This window comes from Nostoc sp. DedQUE02, from assembly GCF_034531035.1.
GTDB lineage: Bacteria > Cyanobacteriota > Cyanobacteriia > Cyanobacteriales > Nostocaceae > Nostoc.
In genome coordinates this window covers 141424-162698 of record NZ_JAVRBY020000010.1, presented here as the reverse complement: position 1 = coordinate 162698, position 21275 = coordinate 141424, and the positions used below count along the sequence as shown (strand labels likewise).

At 40.7% G+C, this 21275-nt stretch carries 12 protein-coding genes; 5 read left to right on the top strand and 7 right to left on the bottom strand.

From position 1 onward, the window contains the following. Positions 1–849: 849 nt before the first annotated feature. On the bottom strand, positions 850–1809 hold the full coding sequence (locus RMX98_RS11935) for a protochlorophyllide reductase (RefSeq protein ID WP_322679091.1): 960 nt from the start codon (positions 1807–1809) through the stop codon (positions 850–852). A 329-nt stretch (positions 1810–2138) separates the two neighbouring features. Between RMX98_RS11935 and RMX98_RS11930 the strand changes: the two genes are divergently transcribed. The 4 genes from RMX98_RS11930 (at position 2139) to RMX98_RS11915 (ending at position 8248) form a co-directional block, all read left to right on the top strand. Next, positions 2139–3545, top strand: a complete 1407-nt coding sequence (locus RMX98_RS11930) for an AAA-like domain-containing protein (RefSeq protein WP_322679090.1) — start codon at positions 2139–2141, stop codon at positions 3543–3545. Between the two features lie 150 nt (positions 3546–3695). After that, positions 3696–5255 (top strand): AAA-like domain-containing protein, encoded by a 1560-nt coding sequence (locus RMX98_RS11925; RefSeq protein ID WP_322679089.1) that lies wholly within the window; start codon positions 3696–3698, stop codon positions 5253–5255. A 243-nt stretch (positions 5256–5498) separates the two neighbouring features. Continuing rightward, on the top strand, positions 5499–7253 hold the full coding sequence (locus tag RMX98_RS11920) for an asparagine synthetase B family protein (RefSeq protein WP_322679088.1): 1755 nt from the start codon (positions 5499–5501) through the stop codon (positions 7251–7253). Between the two features lie 338 nt (positions 7254–7591). Beyond that, a complete protein-coding gene (locus RMX98_RS11915) occupies positions 7592–8248 on the top strand; it encodes a pentapeptide repeat-containing protein (RefSeq protein WP_322679087.1) in 657 nt (218 codons plus the stop codon). A gap of 68 nt (positions 8249–8316) precedes the next feature. On the opposite strand, the gene RMX98_RS11910 is transcribed toward RMX98_RS11915, so the two are convergent. The 3 genes from RMX98_RS11910 to fraC all read right to left on the bottom strand — a co-directional run bounded on the left by RMX98_RS11910 (position 8317) and on the right by fraC (position 10886). Further along, positions 8317–9096 carry an ABC transporter permease gene (locus tag RMX98_RS11910; protein ID WP_322679086.1) on the bottom strand — a complete coding sequence of 260 codons (780 nt, stop codon included), beginning with the start codon at positions 9094–9096 and terminating at the stop codon, positions 8317–8319. A 180-nt stretch (positions 9097–9276) separates the two neighbouring features. After that, on the bottom strand, positions 9277–10284 hold the full coding sequence (gene fraD, locus RMX98_RS11905) for a septal junction protein FraD (RefSeq protein WP_322679085.1): 1008 nt from the start codon (positions 10282–10284) through the stop codon (positions 9277–9279). A gap of 62 nt (positions 10285–10346) precedes the next feature. After that, on the bottom strand, positions 10347–10886 hold the full coding sequence (gene fraC / locus RMX98_RS11900) for a filament integrity protein FraC (protein WP_322679084.1): 540 nt from the start codon (positions 10884–10886) through the stop codon (positions 10347–10349). A 535-nt stretch (positions 10887–11421) separates the two neighbouring features. Between fraC and RMX98_RS11895 the strand changes: the two genes are divergently transcribed. Then, entirely contained in the window at positions 11422–12558 is a 1137-nt protein-coding gene (locus RMX98_RS11895) for a cob(I)yrinic acid a,c-diamide adenosyltransferase (RefSeq protein ID WP_322679083.1), read from the top strand. Positions 12559–12600: 42 nt separating this feature from the next. Here RMX98_RS11895 and RMX98_RS11890 read toward each other — a convergent pair whose 3' ends face one another. From RMX98_RS11890 to RMX98_RS11880, 3 genes are all read right to left on the bottom strand, one after another. Continuing rightward, the gene (locus tag RMX98_RS11890) at positions 12601–13569 is read right to left on the bottom strand and encodes a PleD family two-component system response regulator (RefSeq protein WP_322679082.1); all 969 of its coding nucleotides are present in this window, start codon (positions 13567–13569) and stop codon (positions 12601–12603) included. Next, the gene (locus RMX98_RS11885; RefSeq protein WP_322679081.1) at positions 13566–17933 is read right to left on the bottom strand and encodes a PAS domain S-box protein; all 4368 of its coding nucleotides are present in this window, start codon (positions 17931–17933) and stop codon (positions 13566–13568) included. The genes RMX98_RS11890 and RMX98_RS11885 overlap by 4 nt, the downstream gene beginning before the upstream one ends. Positions 17934–18696: 763 nt before the next feature. Next, entirely contained in the window at positions 18697–21006 is a 2310-nt protein-coding gene (locus RMX98_RS11880; protein WP_322679080.1) for an IMS domain-containing protein, read from the bottom strand. Positions 21007–21275 lie beyond the last annotated feature (269 nt).

Genomic DNA, 21275 nt, shown 5'->3' with positions numbered 1-21275 from the left:
GCAATAAACTCCAGTATTATCAACGAGGTTTCAGGGCTATGGAGCTTATTTTATCTGTATCCTAACCTTTTTTGTCGCCCCGTCAGCCTAAAGTGACGTTTATAACTATTGCAATAGAGCCAAATAAGTTATTGTTGAAATGATGTCTTTCAGTAGCATGAAAATGTTGATGTTTATTCAAACGGGCATTTCGACCTATCTGCTCTAGATAAAAGAGTATTTTTGGGTCAACGTTCAAATCTGTGGTCATCGGGTGCATCTCACTTGCGAAGTACAGTCTAATCTACAAGTTGAAGTTGCTGGTTTTCGGATTCGTTCCTAAATATTTTTATATTTTTCTTCTATAAAACTGAGATATTCCCTTACTCCTGACTTACATGTTCTTTAGGTTTTAGTAAAGTCAACATATTTTAGATTCTCTGAGAGGATGTCTGAAAAGTTTTTTTGTATACATCTAACCCTTGGAGATCCTCCTAAATCCCCCTTAAAAAGGGGACTTTAAGACTCTTATTTCCCCCTTTGTTAAGGGGGGTTAGGGGGGATCAAGAAATATTTGATACTTCTCAAACATCCTCTGATGACCAGTTTTTATCCTACATTTTGCACTACAAAATGTAATACTTAATAATTCAAAAATAATTACTAATAATACTTATATTATTAAGTATTTTGCTACCGATAAGAGGACTTTTCAACATCCTCTAAGTAAATATAAATAGCTACTAATAAAGTCAGAGGTGACTTAAATAATCACCTCAATCATTCTTTACCTATACATAATATCGATTCAAAACAGTAGATCGATTTATCGAGCAATCGCGCACAAGGGGAATGCCAAGCCCTTTACCATCAAGCAAGTCCAACCAACTTTGCACTTAATTCCCATAAGCGATCGCCTTTGTCGTCATCACGGGCTTGAGGAGAGACTTTTTGCACAAAAGATTTGCCATCTTTCTTCTGGCGATTTCCCCAACTCCAATAAACACCGGATTGATTATACTCAGGATCGGCAACTACGGCAGCAACCCGTTCTCCGGCTAGCTCCTGAGACACGTATCCTCCAGTGATGTATTTCTGAAATAATGGAAAGATTTTCTGAAACAGGGGATAGTGATTTCTAAATAGCGGCGTTTCTGCAACACATCCCGGATAAAGAGAATTGAAGACGATACCGGTTGACTCGTGATAGCGCTTATGCAGTTCCCGCATAGTCAGCACGTTGCAAACTTTGCTGTCTTTGTAAGCTTTGACTGGTTCAAATTTTTTGCCATCAATCATCGAGATTGGCTCTTTAAACCCTTCTGCAAAGCCCTGCAAATCTCCCAAGTCGGGACGCGGTGGAATCTTCCCACCCAGTTCGTCTGGATTGTGCGTGACGGTTCCTAAAATCACCAGTCTTGGCTCTAAAGATGACTTCTTCAGATCCTCTAGCATCAAGTTACACAATAGAAAATGACCAAGATGATTTGTGGCAACGCTTAATTCGTAGCCTTCTGGGCTGCGTAACGGCTCTTTGATTAAGGGCATATAAATTGCAGCATTGCACACCAAAGCGTCTAGGGACTTTCCAGTTGCTCGGAAGTTCTTTACAAACTGTCGAACACTTTCCAAGGAGCCAAGGTCAATATGTATGCTGGTATAACTGTTGTAAGGAATTTCCACATCTTGGGCAGCTTTTTGGGCCTTCGCTAAATCCCGACATGCGAGTACCACATACCATCCCTTTTCAGCAAGAGCTTTTGCAGCGTATAAACCCACCCCCGAAGAGGCACCCGTAATTACAACCGTTGGCTTTTGATGTTGTTCCATTCTATTGAGCCTCTATTGACTGTCTCTAGGATCTCACACCAGTGAGCCATGATTGTTATCAGCTTTTTCAAGGCTGTATTAGGCTGAACTAACCTCGTACTCCAAGTAATAAGGATTAATCGGCAAAAAAGTATATAAATATACAAAAACTCTGAAAAAAATATAATTATAAAAAATATTTATGGTGTACTGATATAGTTTAAAATTGTATCAACGCAATCTTGAATTTTTATGTTTTCAAGTATTGTTTCAGATATACTGAGATGTAAATTGTTACTTAATTCGAAAAGTATAAAAAATTTCCCTAGCTGTTTAGCAATTTCTCTGCTGTGGATGAACTTCTACAATCTGTAAAAAAAATTCTGCAAGACAAGCCTCTTGATTCAATTCAGTGGTTTGTACTCTATCAGTCATGGTTGGGTAAAACTTACGGTGAAATGGCAGAGACATCAGGCTACGGCAACAATTACATCAAGGAAATTGGCTCTGAATTGTGGCAAGACCTTTCCATCGCACTTGGAAAACGAATAACGAAAAAAAACCTGCATTTAGCCTTGAATAAACACTTGCAAGACGAGATAAGTACTCAAGAAAATCAGATTCAACAAAAGTTCGGCGAAGAATCTCACTTAGAAATGGTTTCTCCAGAGTTTTTTTCAGCAAGCAAGATAGAATTTCCTAGCGGGCCTGTAGCACTGGGTTCTCCTTTATACATTAATCGCCCTCCCTTGGAAGAACTTGTTTATAACGAAATTTTACACCCTGGTTGCTTAATCCGGATCAAAGCACCTAGAAAGATGGGAAAAAGCTCTCTACTGAATCGGATGATTGCTTATGCTAAAGAGCAAAATTATCAAATTGTCTATTTGGATTTTCAAGAAGCCGATCAAGACGTTTTTGCTTCCCTAGATAAATTTTTGCGTTGGTTTTGTGTAAATGTCAGCAGGCAGTTAAATCTCCTTCCCTGTCTAGATGATTTTTGGGATATAGAAATGGGTAGCAAGGTTAGCTGCAAAATCTATTTTGAAGCATATCTGTTGGAATACATTCATAATAGTCCTGTAGTTTTGGCTTTGAATGAAATCCATCGAGTTTTTGAACATCCCAATATTGCCCAAGACTTTCTGCCGATGCTGCGATTTTGGCATGAACAAGCAAAGCAAGATCAAACTTGGCAAAAACTGCGGATGGTGGTGGTTCACACAACAGAAATTTATATTCCTCTCAAGCTTAACCAATCACCTTTCAATGTAGGGATAACAATTACCCTGCCAGCATTTACTCTCAAGCAAGTACAGAATTTAGCATTACGTTACGGACTAGATTATGCAGGAGATTCCGAAGGAGCAAAACGCCTTGCACCCCTACAAGCAATGGTAGGAGGACATCCCTATCTGGTGAGCCTTGCATTCTATCATTTATGTCAGGGTAAAATGACGTTGGAGATGTTATTAGAAACTGCATTTACCCCAGTAGGAATTTACGGACAGCATTTACGAGAACTGTTGACATTACTGCAAAAAGAGCCGGAATTAATGTCAGCTATGCAACAAGTAATTGCAACAGATGAAAAAGTGGAGTTAGACGCGATCGCTGCTTACAAGTTAGAAAGTATGGGTTTGGTTCAATTAAACGGTAATCAAGCTAGCACCATGTGTAAGTTATATCGTCTTTATTTTAGCCAACAGTTGAGAAAACAAATCGATGGTAATTCTTATAGTAAGTTTTTAAATTAGTTTTGAAGGTTTGTAGTAAGCACGTTATTTACTAAGCACATTTTTTGCTGACTACGAACTTAGTTTTTCATCAAAAATTATATAAAATTTCTCAAATTTACCGCTCCAAATTTCTGCATTTAGATATCAAACTAATTTCAAAGAAATTCAATGAATAATTATCGATACCAAGTTGGTGGTACGCTGACTAGCGATGCTCCAAGCTATGTTGAGCGCAGAGCAGATGTTGAGCTTTACGAAACCTTGAAACAGGGTGAATTTTGCTACGTTCTAAGCTGTAGGCAAATGGGTAAATCCTCACTCATGGTAAAAACAAAGCACCGCTTGCAAGAAGAGGGCTTTAGATGTGCCACTATTGATATGACTAATATTGGTTGCGAAAATATAACTCCAGAACAGTGGTATAAGGGAGTTGTTGGCGACCTTTGGTTGAGTTTTAAACTGTTAGGAAAAGTCAATTTAAAAACCTGGTGGCAAGAACACAATGATATTTCTTTGGTTCAGAAACTTAGTCGGTTTATTTCGGAAATGTTAGCTCAGTTTCCTAACGAAAGACTATTTATTTTTGTTGATGAAGTTGATAGTATTCTCAGTCTCGATTTTTCTGTTGATGACTTTTTTAACTTGATTCGCTTTTGTTATAACCAACGAGCAATTGATCCAGAGTATCAGCGAATTACATTTGCGATTTTTGGTGTAGCAACACCTTCAGACTTAACTTTAGATGCAAATCATACTACCCCGTTTAATCTTGGTAAAACTATACAAGTAAATGGTTTTACATTTGAAGAAGCTCAACCATTATCTTTAGGACTGGATATTAAAGACAATCATCCTCAGAAACTTTTAAAAGAAATATTAACTTGGACAGAAGGGCAACCATTTCTTACCCAAAAACTGTGTCGACTGCTTGTTAGTTTATCTCAAGATGATATGGGTAGAAATTTCAAAATTCCTCCTGGTACAGAAGAATTTTGGATAGAAAATGTGGTGCGATCGTATATTATCGAGAAATGGGAATCACAAGATGAACCGGAGCATTTGCGGACAATTCGCGATCGCATCCTCAGAAACGAACAAATTGCCGCCAGATTGTTAGGAATTTATCAGCAAATTCTCCAAGGAGCGAAAATACCAGCCGACGATAGTCGAGAACAGGTAGAACTATTTCTTTCTGGTTTGGTGATCAAAAAACAAGGTTTCCTCCAAATAAAAAACCGAATTTATGAAGAAGTTTTCAATTTAAAATGGGTTAGAAAAAAATTAGCTTATTTGCGTCCCTACTACGAAAACTTCAATGCATGGGTAGCCTCAAAGGAAAAGGATAAATCTCGCCTATTGCGCGGACAAGCCTTGATTGACGCCCAAACTTGGGCAAATGGTAAAAGTTTGAGCAACTTAGATTATCGATTTTTAGCTGCTAGTGAAGAATTAGATCGGCGAGAAATGCAGCAGGCATTAGAGGCCGAACGTACTAAAGAAATTGAAGCACGACTTGCGGAACAGCAAAAAAGGCTAGCTCAACAAAAGAGAGCTGCCACTATCGTGACACTTTTGCTCGCTGGTATGACAATCAAGTTAGTGATTTCTATATTGTGGGGAGTGTCACTTTTACGAAAGATTGATGCTTTAGAATCACAACTAAAATGCACCCAGATAGAGCATAAGAGTAAAGTAATAACTACTAATTCTCGGTTAGGTGGATGCTGAGTGAATTTTAGATTTTAGATTAAACTTTTTAATTCTTTAATCGGTAATCTAACCTGACTATTTATTTCATCTGGGAATACTAACGCGAAACCTAATATCATATCTGCTTGATTACTTAAATTAAACCCGAAGAACCCCTCTCTGCTAAAGCTACGCTTCATCTCTCCCCGCGCAGGCGGGGAAGGGATTAAGAAAATCAGTACTATATCTTAAAATCACTTAATTATGCATTGAAAATTTCCTATGCTATTTGATGCTTTTAAAAATCGTAAATCGCCTAAAATCGAATTCATTAAGACTGAATTAACCTGGCGCGTAGCATGGGGAAGAGTTGATGCCAATTATAAAGATATAGTTTGGCAAGATGAACAAATTTCTGTAATTTTACCACACACAACTTCTGAATTGCTGACGGAGAAATTAGCAATTAGTTCTAGAGGACAATTTGTTGTTGTTGGTGATGTTTGGTTAACTAACCGAGTGCAATTGCTGCAAAAATTGGGAATAGAACCGGATAGCTTTCAAGAAAGTTCTCTGCAACTGGTTGCCAATCTTTGGGAACGATGGGGTAATGAAAGTCTTAGCGAACTTGTGGGGATGTTTGCGCTGGTGATTTGGGATAGAGAAAAACAGATATTGAAGTTAGTTCGCGATCGCATCGGTGTTCGTACTCTCTATTACACTACCACTGGTTCAGTTCGTTGGATTGCGCCTCAACTGAGAACTTTATCACCGCATCGTTCATCTGATTTAGATTTGGTAGCCTTACGAGATTACCTGTGTTGTGCTTTTGTTCCCGGAGAACGAACCCTTTGGGAACAAGTACGGGAACTCAGACCAGGAACCGTTTTAGAATTTCCCGACCACAAAGTTGAAACTTATTGGCAACTTCAAGAACAAATTATAGCAATAGATCAACCTTTAGCATGGCATAGCGATCGCTTGCGAGAACTCTTAAACCAAGTTGTTCAAGAATATTTACCGCCAGAAAATGAACCCGTTGGTGTTTTCCTTTCTGGTGGTTTGGATTCTAGCAGCATCACTGCTTTAGTGGCAAAATTCCACAAAGCACCAGTTCATACCTTCTCAATTCATTTTGGTTCTGAATGTCCCAATGAGTTAGAATTTTCTAGTCTCGTTGCATCTCATTGTCAGACGCAGCACCACATTTTGGAAATTACTTTTAAGGATATGTGGTCACGCCTGCCGGAAACAATGGCCTATTTAGATGACCCCATTGGCGACCCATTGACTGTTCCCAACCTTTTACTAGGACAACTAGCGAGAAAAAGCGTAGAAGTAGTTTTAAATGGTGAAGGTGGCGACCCATGTTTTGGTGGGCCAAAAAATCAACCAATGCTAATTAATAGTTTATATGGTTCTGTCACCAATCAAGATGCATTGCAAGCTTATTTAATTTCTTTTCAAAAGTGCGCTGTTGACTTACCGCAACTTTTAAAACCAGAAGTTTGTCAAGCAGTACAAACAGTACCTTGGGTTTTTGAAGAAGATTTATATTCCCAAGCTAGCTATCTGAATCGTTTGATGGCGATGAACATCAAATTTAAAGGTGCTGACCAAATTTTGACAAAAGTCAGTAACTTGACTCAAGCTGCTCTTTTGCAAGGTCGTTCTCCTTTGTTTGACCAACGAGTAGTAGACTTAAGTATGCAAATCCCTCCAGAGTATAAGCTTTCTGGAGTGGAAGAAAAAGCAGTTTTAAAGCAAGCAATTGCAGATATTTTACCAGACAGAATTATTCATCGTCCCAAAAGTGGGATGATGGTACCGGTGCAGTTAGGATTTCGGAAATATTGGCAGCAAGAAGCCAGAAATTTATTGCTCAATCGGAATGCAGCTATTACCCCTTACTTAAACCAGTTGTCAATTCGTAATTGGTTAAACTATCAAGGAGATACTTGGAGTCGTTATGGAGTGAAACTGTGGTTGCTTGCTAGTTTAGAAATTTGGTTACAAGTAAATCAAAAAGCGCAGTAGTTAAAGCATTTTTTACTCAAAATGGGCTAAACACTCCGCTACCACTAACAGCACTGTTTCGGTGAGGAGAAGTACTTAGTACTGATTTACTTATGGGGATTGTTAATTTTGAATTTAAAGCAAGCGATGTGACTCTTGTTGTATGAATATTTCCTGACTTATGTCAGCATTTTTTGTTCTAAAAACCACGGAAAAAACGTATTTTCAAGTGATTGGCGATTTTTTATCAATTTATTTTTGATTATTTACTGAGCCGATCTCCATTTGGGGTGTACTCTCAATATACGGTAACTATCACACTCGACCTTTGAGATAAATTACACCCAGAGGTGAATACCATGAAAAATTATGCTCAACAGCAGGAATTTATATTAAGTCAAATCACAAATAAATATTTTCAGCGCCGAGATTTCAGTGGATGCGACTTGAGGGAAATCGACCTGGAAGGAATTGATTTAAGTGGTATTAACTTTATCGGAGCCGATTTGCGTGGTGCGAATTTGTGTGGCTGTGTTCTGACTCGTGCTAATTTAAGTGGCGCAAATTTGATGCAAGCTAGCTTGCGTGAAGCTAATTTGTATGAAGCATCTTTGTGTGAAGCCAATTTGACTAATGCTGATTTAACAAGAGCAAATTTGTGCGGAACTTTCTTATGGCGGGTTAAATTTATAGGTAGTAATCTTTGGGGTGCTTCTTTATGTGATGTGGATTTGAGAGAAGCAGACTTAAGTGAAGCCAAATTAATTGAAGCATCGCTAATTGAAGCTAACTTAAGTTTTGCAAATCTTGCAGGAGCAAATCTCGCAGGAGCAAAATTATTAGAAGCTAATTTAACTGAGACCAACTTAACTGGTGCAGACCTGACATGGACAAATTTAACCAAAGCAAACTTGAGTAAAGCTAACCTTTGGAAAGCAAACCTAATTTATGCAAAGTTGCGAGATACAATTATGCCTGATGGTACTATTGAGCAACCTCAGATAATGATTTCTTAGTCATTTGTCATTTGTCAGGAGGGAAAAACTTTGTGTTTGCCCCTCTGCTTCTTTTCAATACCCAATACCTAAAATTCGCGTTGTGAAAAGATAAAAATAGCGATCGCTAACAGCATGACACTGTAAAGTAAGCCATAGCCAGCATTTGTAATCAGTGCAGTTGTGTCAGGTAGTGCTTGCAAACCATAAACGGCATCATTTTTCAAATCTAATCGAGATAAATCTGGCAAAATGAGAAACAAAGCTTGAGTTAGCCGTTCCATAGCAGGGTTATGGCTAAGACGACCAAGTTGTACTAAATCTTGAGTAATATTTCCGATTAAATACACCGCAAAGGTTAAAACAGTTGCTAGCAGAGAAGCAGTAAAAACACCGAAGGTAATAGCGACAGCAGTGATTAATGACAACTGCAAAAATAAGAAAATTGCCGCAATTACAATACTCGCCGTTGGATGAGGAATGTTACCAAATTGCAGAAATATCAAATAAATTACTGTCATCGTGGCGACAAGTACAGCTAGCACTGCGGATAAACCCAAGTATTTGCCAACAATAATTTCGCTGCGGCTGACAGGTTTAGCAATTAACACCAAGATAGTGCGTTTTTCAATTTCTTTATTAACCAGTCCCGTACCAACAAATATCGTAATAATTAACCCGATAGCATTCATCGCAGCCATCCCAAAATCTAATAACATTTTGTCTTCAGCCGTAGCTGCAAATTCAGGAAGGGCGCGGAAGGCAGTAGCGAGTATTAGCGCATAAAAACCGATAATATATAGAATGCGATCGCGTACCACTTCCTGAAACACATTGTTTGCTAATACAAAAATTCTGTTAATTGTCATTTGTCATTTGTTATTAGTCATTTGTCATTGGGAAGAGGCTAAAAGGTAATTTTATTATTCTTCCCCCTGCTCCTTGGTCACTGAATCTCGACTTCGCTCGATTTCCGCGTTGGTCATTGAGCGTAGCCGAAATGAGCCGAAGTGCTGCTCCCTTTCTCCCCTGCCCCTCTGCCGCACTCCTCACTGCTGCGGAGGCGGTGAACCAGAAATTAATTTACTGGCGCGATCGCATTCAATTTCTGCAACTGTAATCTTATTCTCTGAATTATTGCCTACTGCAACTGGTTCAATACGACAAGACTTTTTCAAGTAATAGCCCCGTGGGTTAGAACTCGGGCCTATCCAAATACTTAATAAATCTAATATATATCCAGACTTAGTGTTAGCTACACGCGGTTCAATGCGCCATAGTTCTTTTTCTTCATATTTAGCCAGGTTTTTTTTAATTACTGCTCTACCCAAATTTCCTACCCGTTGTTTGGCATCTAGCAACCATTTTTCTACTTCCGACCAAGGTCTTTCAGCTATTTGTTCTATTACTATTGGTTGAATTTTTTCGAGAATTACAACGCCGTTTTGGGGAATTTTTACTCGTTCTTCGGTTCGGGCAACAAAAGTACTACCTTTAAAAGTATCTGCCTGCAAACTAGGATATTGTCGTAACCAATTATCCATCACAAAATAAAACTGAATCCAGCAACTTAGCAGCATACTACTAGCAACCAAAATGATGATTCTTTGGCGGTCTTGTGGCTTAGGAATTCGAGCTTTAGCGTCGGTATCATTTCCTTCAATAAATTCTGGAATTGCCGTAATTAGTGCCGACAATGTTGGCCAAAAAACAATTGTTCTTGGTGTAATTATATCTTCTTGATTTCCAAATGCAAAAACGCTCACTAAGAATCCAGTGATCACTGCTCCGACTGGCATAAAAGTACCAGGAACTCTCAAAGGATCTTCTGTAGTATACCAAGCTGTGCCTGCAATTAAAAATAACCAACCAAAAAAGGCAATTATATCTTTAATATAACCTGTTGCAAAATATGAGAGTAGCCAAGAAAAAACACTCAAATAAATAAATGTCTGCCAAGAATAAGCTTTGGGTGGAACTAATACTTTTCTAATTCCGGCGTAAAGCCCCTCAGCAAATTTAAAAACCCCAAATACATCTTTAAGTAGCGTATTCATATTCTTCTCTACACCTGATTAATTAATCACTAATTTTCCTTGAACTAACCAAGTAAATCTTGCTATTTTGAACGAAATAATAAAACAATTGTTATTGCCGTATAGCTCAGAGAATTCGCTATTAATATCGTAGTAACTAAATTAGTACTTTGGAAGTTAATGCTGGTAAAACGACGCCGTTTTAGTCGCTGAGATGTTTGGGGTTCCTCTTCTTTTTTAGCAAATGTTTCATTTAAGGATAGTAGTAAAACCCTTAAAATGAAAAATTTCATTATAAAAGTAGCAAAGAAAATTATACAAGCAGTTAATATGATTAAAGTCTGGCTATTTGGCGATTTAAAATTATTAAAAAACATATAGTTAATTAATTCTGATTTCACCTGTATTGGCAACATTGGTTCTGATACGAAAAATACGAACCAACCAATTACACTAGAAAACAGATTGATAGAAATAGCATAAAAAATACTGGTTTTTTTGTCAAATTTTAGTCGAGAGTGCAGAATATATGCTTCGATGGGGATGGCAATGAGTACAAATAAAAAGTCAAACAGAATTCCACCAATGGGAAAAATCCTGGGAAGCATCCAATTTTCAGGCATAAATCATCAAGGGTAAGGGTTAACTGTAGTGAGTATAACTGGGATAGCGAGGGTGATGGGAGAATTTATGCCATTGTTTTTATCCTTTACTATGGGGGTGTAACAGTATTTCTCTATTAATATTGTGGATACATCAACCTGACCCTTGTACGGACGTACTAGTAGTCTGCCAAGGAAACGCAAGCGTTGTGGTCAGCAGAGGAGCAAAGGGGCAGAGGGGCAGAGGGGCAGAGGGGATTGAACTTGGCACATTGAACTCTCCCCTGCTCCCCTGCTCCCCTGCTCCCCTGCTCCCCTGCTTACCTCCACGTAGCAATTTTGGGTTGGTACACTACTAGTAGTCTGGCAAGGCAACAATGATTGGTGAGGGCTGGGGAAAGGGGAAAGGGTAAGGGATTTAAAACCTTTCACCCTTCCCCCTTACCCTTTACCCCGCCAAGTCACGAAAGCGAACTACTAGAGGGGCAGTTTCTCTATCTGAGAAGACTAGACGTTAGGTAAGATTAAAGACTGCCACGTTATAGCTTTTCGAGAGATGACAAGGAACGGTATTGGTATTCGGACGGCGCAAGTACGTCAAGAACGAATTATTGGTCAAATTCACGTCTACGATGGCTTGGGTAAAGGTAAGTCCCAAGCGGCTTTGGGGGTGGTTTTGCGCTCCATTGGCTTAGGGATAAATATGCCTAGCAATTCTAACCGCGTTTTACTGTTGCGGTTTTTAAAGGGGCCGGAACGTGATTATGACGAAGATGGCGCGATCGCAGCTTTGCAACGCGGTTTTCCCCATCTAATTGATCAGGTTCGCACTGGGAGAGCCGAATTTTTTGGCCCAGACGAAATTACCACCTTTGACCGAGAAGAGGCGGTGCGGGGTTGGGATGTAGCCAAAGGTGCGATCGCCAGTGGTTTATACTCAGTTGTCGTTCTAGATGAAATTAACCCGGTTCTGGATTTAGGTTTGCTACCAGTGGATGAAGTGGTACGGACATTAAAATCGAAACCTCATGAGTTAGAAATCATCGCCACCGGACGCGCCGCACCGCAAAAGTTGCTTGATATTGCAGATTTGCACTCAGAAATGAAACCTCATCACCACCCAACAGCCAAAGCCCTCTTCCTTGAAGGTATTGAAATTTATACTGGTGCTGGTAAAGGTAAGTCTACTAGTGCTTTGGGCAAAGCCTTACAAGCCATTGGTCGGGGAATTAATCATCCAGGGTCTACCCGTGTATTGATTATGCAGTGGCTTAAAGGTGGTAGCGGCTATACAGAAGACGCAGCGATCGCCGCCTTGCAGCAGTCATATCCAGAAGTGGTGGATCATCAGCGTTGCGGTGGAGATGCCATTGTCTGGCGTAATTCCCGACAAGAATTAGATTATGTAGAAGCTGAGAGGGGTTGGGAAATCGCAAAAGTTGCGATCGCCTCTGGATTGTATAAAACTATTATTCTCGATGAACTAAATCCCACTGTTGACTTAGAACTACTCCCTGTTGAACCCATTGTCCAAGCTTTACTCCGCAAACCCCGCGACACCGAAATTATTATCACTGGTCGCTGTCAAAATCCACCGGCGTACTTCGACTTGGCTAGCGTTCACTCAGAGGTTTATTGCCACAAACACTATGCTAATCAAGGTGTAGAACTCAAACGAGGGGTAGATTTTTAAATAGGGAATGGGGCATTGGGCAGATAACTGAATGTTGCCGCACTAGTAGGAATTTTTACTTCTCGGTAGTAAAATATTTTGCACAAAACGATCGCGACCTGCTGCCTTTGCTTTGTACAACGCCCGATCCGCTACGGCAATCATTTCTTCCAAGTCAGAATCAGGCTGAGGAATTACTGTCGTAAACCCGACACTAATGGTTACATGAGCACTAACTTGGGAATTTTTATGAGGAATTGCTAGTATTCGCACAGCATGACAAATTTGGTCGGAAATATGAGTCGCCCCCTCGCTGTCTGTGTTAGGTAAAATCACAGCAAATTCTTCCCCACCATAACGGGCAACTAAATCTCCAGGACGTTTAATAATATCTTTGATGGCTTGAGCAATTTTTTGAAGACAGCGATCGCCCACCCGATGCCCGTATGTATCATTATATAATTTGAAGAAATCAACATCGCAAAGAATCAGCGAGAGCGGTCGTTGCTCCCGTTTCATCCTCTGCCACTCTTCGTTAAAATACTCTTCAAACCGCCAACGATTAGCTACTTGAGTTAATCCATCGATAGTAGCTAATCGTTGCAATTCTACATTCACGGTTTCCAGTTTTTCCTGTAACTGAGATTGCTGAATCAAACGTTTTACCCGTTGTCGCAAAACTGGCCAGTGAATCGGTTTGGTAACATAATCCATTGCCCCCACTTCAAATGCACGGTCAACTGACTCTTGATCTTCAAGTCCTGTAATCATTAAAACTGGAGTGTGCTTGCTACAATCCAGAAGTTGTAATTGAGTGCAACACTCGAACCCATCCAAATCCGGCATTATGGCATCAAGGAGAACTATATCAGGGTGCAGTTGCTTAAAAACTTTTATTGCCTCTATGCCATTTTGAGCTTCCACTATTCGATATCCTTCCCGCTCCAAGAAATGCCGCAGTATCATGCGAATAAAAGGTTCATCATCAACAATTAAAACTAAAGATTGGCTTTCTTGAGCAGTGGCTTTCATGGTGCTTCCTTCGCAAGTTCTTTTTCTAAGGCAGTTTTAACTTGTTCATATTCCTGATATAGTTGTGAAAATAATTCTAGGCTGTTTTCTAATTTACTGCTGCGTCCCTGTGCTTCTAACAGCTTGCAAAGCTGCGCTAAGGCGATCGCTCCAACTGAAGCACTGCTGGACTTGAGTTGGTGGGCTGTCTTCCATATAGTTTCAGTATCCTGAGTTGTAATCGCTGTGCTGAGATTTTGTACTAGTCTCGGTGTCTCTGTAAGATAACACTCAATTAGTTGAGCAAATACTACACGATCTCCTCTGACCATGTTCCGCAAGGATTGGAGAATTTTGGCATCAATATTGGCGATTTTTAATGTCTGGTTTTGCCCTGACTGTAGGATGTTTGATGAAGGTTGCAATTCTGGGTACATCACTTTCCCTTGTTTTCCGATGAAAGTGAATTCAGAATGTCTTGGAAGTGGACATTTGCTGAGTGCTTGAGCTAACTCTTGAAGCTGAATCGGTTTGCTAAGGTAGTCATCCATACCAGCAGCAAGACAAACTTGGCGATCGCCCCGCATTGCATTGGCAGTTATGGCAATGATATAAGGACGAAAACCCACTCCCCATTCTTGACAGATTCTCCGAGTTGCTTCTAACCCATCCATTTCCGGCATATTAATATCCATCAACACTACGTCAAATGGCTGTTTTTGCAAAGCTTTGAGCGCTTCTACCCCATTGGTGACGACATCTGCGACATAACCCATTTTTTGTAGCATTAGTAGGGCAACTTTCTGATTGACAACCGTATCCTCTGCCAGAAGAATCCGCAGTGGCAGTCGGTCGGCCAAATGCCGATCAACTAAAGGAAAATGAGAAATACTGGCTTGGATCGGCTGGTTTTCCAAAACACGGGTAATAACGTCGTAGAGTTGAGACTGTTTGATAGGTTTACTCAAAGAGGCAGCACGGACATCATTCAAGTCAGAGGAAGTTTCCAATTTACTCAAAGAGGTCATAATCACCAAAGGCAGATTTTGACAACCTGATTGCTTGCGGATTTGACGAGCTAGGGTTATGCCATCCATTTCCGGCATCTGCATATCTAAAATGGCAATATCAAACTGCGTTCCCTGAGCAAGTTCAGCTAAAGCTTCTTTACCAGATTTGGCAGCATAAGTTTCCATTTTCCAAGACTCTGCTTGCAAACAGAGAATTTGGCGGTTGGTCAGATTGTCATCCACAATCAAGATTCGCTTGGATGCAAGCTGCACTGGCGGAGTGCTTAATTCAGCTTGTTCTGACTGAGCAACCACTTTGGCATTAATGGTGAAGTAGAATGTTGAACCTTGGCAAGAGTCAAGAGATGTTGAAGCAGGCAGGAGGCAGGATAGCGTAGCGTTAGCGAGTCCAAAAACATCGGCAGGAGGCAGAAGCGGGGATTCAACCTTGAATGATTTGGAGCCACTGAACTCTCCTTCTGTGGGTGTCTTCAACCCTTGCTTTCTGCGATCGCACCAAGAAACTGATGCCTTCTTCGATAATAATTTTCCATGTTCCCATCTAGGGCTAGGATTGCCACCGACAAACCCCTGACTTTCTACCCAAAGAGTGCCGCCCATCATCTTACTGAGCCGCTTGCTGATCACCAGTCCCAGCCCTGTACCACCATATCGTCGAGTCATGGAGACATCAGCCTGAGTGAAGGGTTGAAATAACCGCTCTATTTTCTCTGGTGCAATGCCAATACCTGTATCTTTGATCGCAAATTGAATTTCGTAGAGAAGTTGTTCTTTTTCAACAGATATCGAGGATTGGGCATAAGAGGCAGAAGGCAAAGACTTACTGCTACTTCTTCTCCCCTGCTCCCCTGCTCCCCTGCTCCCCTGCTCCCCTGCTCCCCAGTCGCCAATCGCCAGTTTCACAAAGAGTACCACTTCTCCGTTTTCAGTAAACTTAATGGCATTGTTGAGGAGATTCATCAAGACTTGCCGAAGACGAGTTAAATCGCCGATGATTTCAGTCGGAACTTGGGGCTGGATCAGGTAAACTAATTCAATATCCTTTTGGGCAGCTTTAGGAGCTAAAAATGAAATAGCCTGCTCCACACAAGCTCTCAAATCAAAAGGCTGTTCTTCTAATTCCAGTTTGCCCGATTCAATTTTGGAGAAATCTAGAATATCGTTGATGATGGTGAGTAAAGCTTCTCCACTACTGCGAATTGTTTCCACAAAGTCTTGCTGTTGAAGCGTGAGATCGGTATCTAGCAATAGACCTGTCATGGCAATAACAGCATTCATGGGAGTCCGAATTTCGTGGCTCATCATCGCCAAAAACTCACTTTTTGCCTGATTTGCAGCTTCTGCTTGACGTTTTGCCCGCTCCAAAGCAAAGTTTTTCAAGGTAAGTTCTTCACGTTGGCGCGTTTCTTGTTCCAGTAAGTGAGCTTGTGCTAGAGCAATGCCCAGTTGAGCCGCCACTGCTTCTAGTAATTCGATTTCGTCTTGTGTCCACTGGCGAAAATAGCTGCACTGATGTAAACCGATCGCACCATTGGGTTCTCCTTGATAGGAGGTGCGGATTGACAGCATAGACTTCAGCCCAATTTCTCGGCAGATCGGTTCAGCCATCTGGAGTAAAGGATCAACGAACACATTTGGAGAAGCGATCGCACTTTCTTGTGACATCATCTGCTCGGCATGAGGATTGTTGATCATGGGAACTTCCAATTTCAACGTGGAGCAGTAACCAGGGATTGTATTATACTCTGCTACTAGGGGAATTTGAGGTGTCGGGTCGCTAATATAAGAGTGGATTAGACAGCGTTCAACTCCAAATGCTTGACCGATTTGGGTAGCAGCCGTCTCAAATATTTTTTTGCTATCAAGACTTTGACGAATTTCTTGAGTAATTTGTTCAAGTAGTAGAGTTCGATGCAATTGCCGTTGAAGTGCTTCTTTGGCTCGTTTATTTTCGGTAATGTCGTGATTGATGCCAACAGTGGCGATAGTTTCCCCCTGTTCATCTTGTAAGGAAACTACGGTTGTTTCGGAAATTCCCTCACTGCCATCTTTGCGAATAAAGTTTATTTCCCCTGACCAGCGTCCTTGTTGATTGATTGTTTCAAGAATTTTGGTGCTTAATGTTGGGGCTACTTCCGGGTGTTGCAAAATATTGGGGGTTTTAGCTAAAATCTCTGCTTTGCTATAGCCATACATGCTTTCGGCCGCCGGATTCCAGTCAATAATATTTCCGATTAAATCTGTGATAATTACGCTATCATGCATGTTTTCAAAGGTGAGAGCTTGCCGACGCAGACTGGCTTCGGCAAGCTTACGATCGCTAATATCTGTCTGAATTCCAATAAAGTGGCTTAACTTGCCATTTTCGTCATGAATAGGAGAAATACTCAATTCATTCCAGAATAAAGTACCATCTTTGCGATAGTTACGGAGAATAACTTTGCAACTTTTTTCAGCTTTAATAGATGAACGCAGTTCATTGAGCGCTGGTTGCTGGGTATCTGTGCGTTGCAAAAATCGACAGTCTTGCCCAATCACATCACTAGCAGTGTAGCCTGTTATTTGCTCAAAGGCGCGGTTGACATAAATAACCGGATTGTCAGTAAGTTTAGCATCGGCAATAATAATTCCATTACTGGCAGCAGCAAGTGCCCTCTCCCTCAATCTCAAGGTTTCTTCAACCAACTTCAAATCAGTAATGTCAAACATAAACCCCCTCAGCATAGTAGGAGTTCCTGCATTTTCAACTACACTAACAACGTCTCTTAGCCAGACAACTCGCCCATCTGCTGCTAACATCCGGTGTTCCAATTCGTGATTCTTGCGCCTAGCAGTTGCTTCTTGACAAAAACGAACAGACTTTTCCAAGTCATCTGGATGCAGATGATTAACCCAAAAATTTTCCTTGTACCACTCTGCGATCGGATAATTTAGCAAGTCTACCGCTTGCGGCCCAACATAAATAAATCGCCAAGTCTTCAAGTCTAATTCCCAAGGAATGACTTTGACAGTTTCCAGCAACTGCCGCAAACGATTTTCGCTGCTGCGAAGGGCAATTTCTACCTGCTTGTGTTCAAAAATATTGTGAGTTAACTCTTGATTTTTTGCTCTTATCTGCTGGTTATTTGCTTTCATTGCCAGGGCGAAATAGATTGATAATATCAGGGTGATAACAACAAATAACCCTGCAATCAATACTACTTGTATAAATAATCTCGGAGTTTGGATTAAAAGTCTCTGCCAGAGTAGGACTACAGACATTGAGAAGAAAATCCCTAGCAAGAATGCTAGTAATTCTCGTATGCGGAAAAATTTCACAGCTTTGAACCAGTCATATTGATGCTGTTTGTCCACTTAATTAACCCTCCAGCACTTTCAGGGCTGATTAGACTTCTTAGCATTTGTCGGGAAAAGGTTAAGGGGAAAGGGGGAAAGGTTTGTTATTTTCCCTTTTCCCTTTAACATGAGTCCCTTTTCCCACCTCTTGCAAAAAGAACTTTTGCAAGAGGTCTATTAGAGAAGGCAGTTCTTGCTGGAGGAAAGAATTATGAATAAAAACTTTCTTTCTTTACGAGAGGCTGTGCCAGCGACAAACTCAGGAACCATAGTTATAGATTAAAAATACAGTTTAATCTCGCGCTATACCTCTCGATACAAAGCTTCTAGGCGAGGCGTTCTACCTCTAGTCTTGCTTTAATCCCACGCTTTTAGACTTGGTTACTCCCTCCTGCCTGCTGAATGCGTTAATTTTTACTTTTAAGTAATCTAAAATATCAATAGCAACGGGGCAATTACGGAATTTTTTTAAGTAAAATATTTGTCTGTAATATTGGCAGAAAAACTGAATATTTTATGGTTATAATTTAATTTTTTTAGAAAAGCTCGTGCCTTAACTTTAGCAAAAGTGCCTAAATACCAAGGGTCAGGCTTGCTGTAGCCCTACTTTTAAGCAGGTTATGCCGCGATCGCAAACAAAGGGTAATAGGGATGTAACACCAAGGGTTTAATGGATTGAATTTTCCTTTTCTCTTTAATCCTTCTCAGCACAAAAGTGCAAAAGTCTCTTTTGCAAAAAACGCCCATGAGCATCGCCTAAAAATTCCCAATTATCTCCCAATTATCTAATTATCTGATTGACAACAGATGCACTCTGAATCCGCCATTTACCTCGTTGCCGAATTAAATCATACCGAACTCGCAAATTCTCCTTAGAAGAGTTTTTAAACTGGTCGTTTTCATATAAACGTGTCACTTCCTTCACCATAGCTATCACTGCGGCACGATCTGCAAATAACTCAATTTTATCTACAGATTCCACCTTCAAACTATGCTCGTACTTGCGGTAGCGGTTGTCTAACTTATCCTGTTGAGCAATCAGCCGCCATTGAGATAAAGCTGAACCAGTTAAAATCTGATCTAAATTATTAATTTCATGATTCGGCCCTAAAGCTTCGGCTTTGGTCGATAACCAAGTCCGAATCACATCCTCTGCTGCTGTATCTGTTAAAGAGCCATCTAGTGCTTCCGGTTTACTATTTTTTGGATCGGGAATAGATACCGGTGGTTGATTGATTTCAACAAACAACTGTGAACGAGGCAAAGGTGGTGTGGGAAAAAATAAATTTTTTAACCATCCAAAAGTTGTTGTGGCTAACACCCAAAAAACTAATATACTCACTAAAGAAATAAACACTTTCCATACCAGCCGTGTTTTCCCTTCTATAGTGTTAGCAAAGGTTCGCCGCCGCCGGGGGCGACGAGAATGAGGACGATTATCTGGTACACGCTCTCGGCTAGCAGATGGAGTAGGTTTTCTCCGCCTACGCTTTTGGTTATAACCAGGTGTAGCACTCTTTGCTGAACCATTCACATGCTGATTAGTGTTTCTGCTCATCCGTTCAGCAGCCGGAACTTCTGATTTTACACTTCCAGATGAATTCCACATAGGTGGTGAGAAGTTTGGATATTCAGACGTTTCTTTTGTTGGTGTTTCTGGCAAATCTAGATCGGGTGTTCTGCTGTAATTAAATTGCCCAGAATTTCTACTTGAATTGTTGGGAAAAGGACGATTATTTGTCTGCTGCCGGGGAAAATGCTGGGGGTTAATTACAGCCCATTCATTAGTTGTTTCTGCATCCGTTGGCAGTGCTTCCAAATAAGCTTGTACCTGTTGGTTAGCAAAGTAATCTTTTAAAAAAGCTTGCTGGTTTGCTAAATCTCGAAAATGTGGAAATACTTCGTGTTGCAACCACTGTTCTGCATATAGACACAATCCTGGTAACAAATCTGGAGAGTCTTGAGATTTTTCCCGAATAAAAGCTAAAGCTTCGTACTCTTGACTAAGTTCTAAAACACGGGTTGCTTCTTCAGTTTGTCCCAAGAGTAATGCACATAGCGACTGTTCTAAATGTACATCTTGGCGCTTTCCCAGACGGATGAGCATTTGCCTTGCTTGCCGAATTAAAGCTGGTTGTCGTTGAGCAAATCCCCGTGCTATCAAGGCATAAACAGCTAAGTAAGTGGCAACAGCAGAAGGACGTTTGCTTTGGGCTTCAAATAATTTGTGCTGCTCTGCGACTGTTAAGTGGTTGCGTAACTGCTGGATAAAACGCAGAAAGTCATCTATGTTTAAACCAGAATCATCATTGTTCGTGCCATCAATTCCGCCACGATCTTCTAAGAGGTTCTGCAATAATTCCAAACCTTGGCTTCGTTCGGCAGTCTTTTCTTGAGGTAGCGCCAGTAACTCCAAAATTCGATATGGTCGTAATTTATAAAGATCCGCCTGAATTTCCGCCTGGATACTGGAAAACAATCCTTCGCGTACTAACAGTTCTTGACCAGTTTCTAAGGATATGGCGGCATTTTCATAGTTACCTTGCTGCCACTGTTCGCGACCTAATTCTAGACAAGCAAGGGCAACGGTGAGAACAACATCTGGATGTTCAGCACTTTCGTGTATTTCTTCGTCTGCTAAATTATTGCCCTTTCTTGCAGTTGTAGCACCATTTTTATTTACTAGGTACGGACGACCTAGTTTCAGTACAAGTTCGTATTCCCCCAACTCTTGCAAAATTAATAAAGCGCCAACTAATTCGTCTTGGGCAATTTCGATACCCAGACTTTGGGTATCACTACCCCTTTTGGTGCTTTCTGGACGATTTTCCTTTGCTACTGCGGCAGCAGCAAGGTTATCAGGGTCATAGGCGTGGGCAAGATAGAGATGATCGTAGGTACTGCGTTGTTTTGGATCTGATAAAACCACGTAAGCTTCTTCTATGAGTTGTTTACGAGAAGAAATTGCTGCCTGAGAATACTCACGTCGAGGCAATTGTACAATGCGATCGCTGTATGCCTGCCGCAATTGTTCATCACTTGCCGCCAACGGTAGTCCTAAAATTCGGTAGTAATCTAGCGGAATTCGCACAGCCTACTTCCCCTGCACCGTGATCAACATAATTCACCTAGAGCTTTCCAGGCCTGTAAAACCGTGCCATAACAATGCCGTATAGAATTTACTCTACAAGTGTATATTGCAACAACTTGTTTTGTACCTTCCCGAAATTTTGAGTCACATTCTAGTACTAATTTTTTGCTTTCGCCTAGAAAGCCTCAATTTTTTGTCTTAATTCTTAGTATTTTTGTTTAACACAACTATTATCAGCCTTCGATAGCACAAACCACAACTACCGCTTT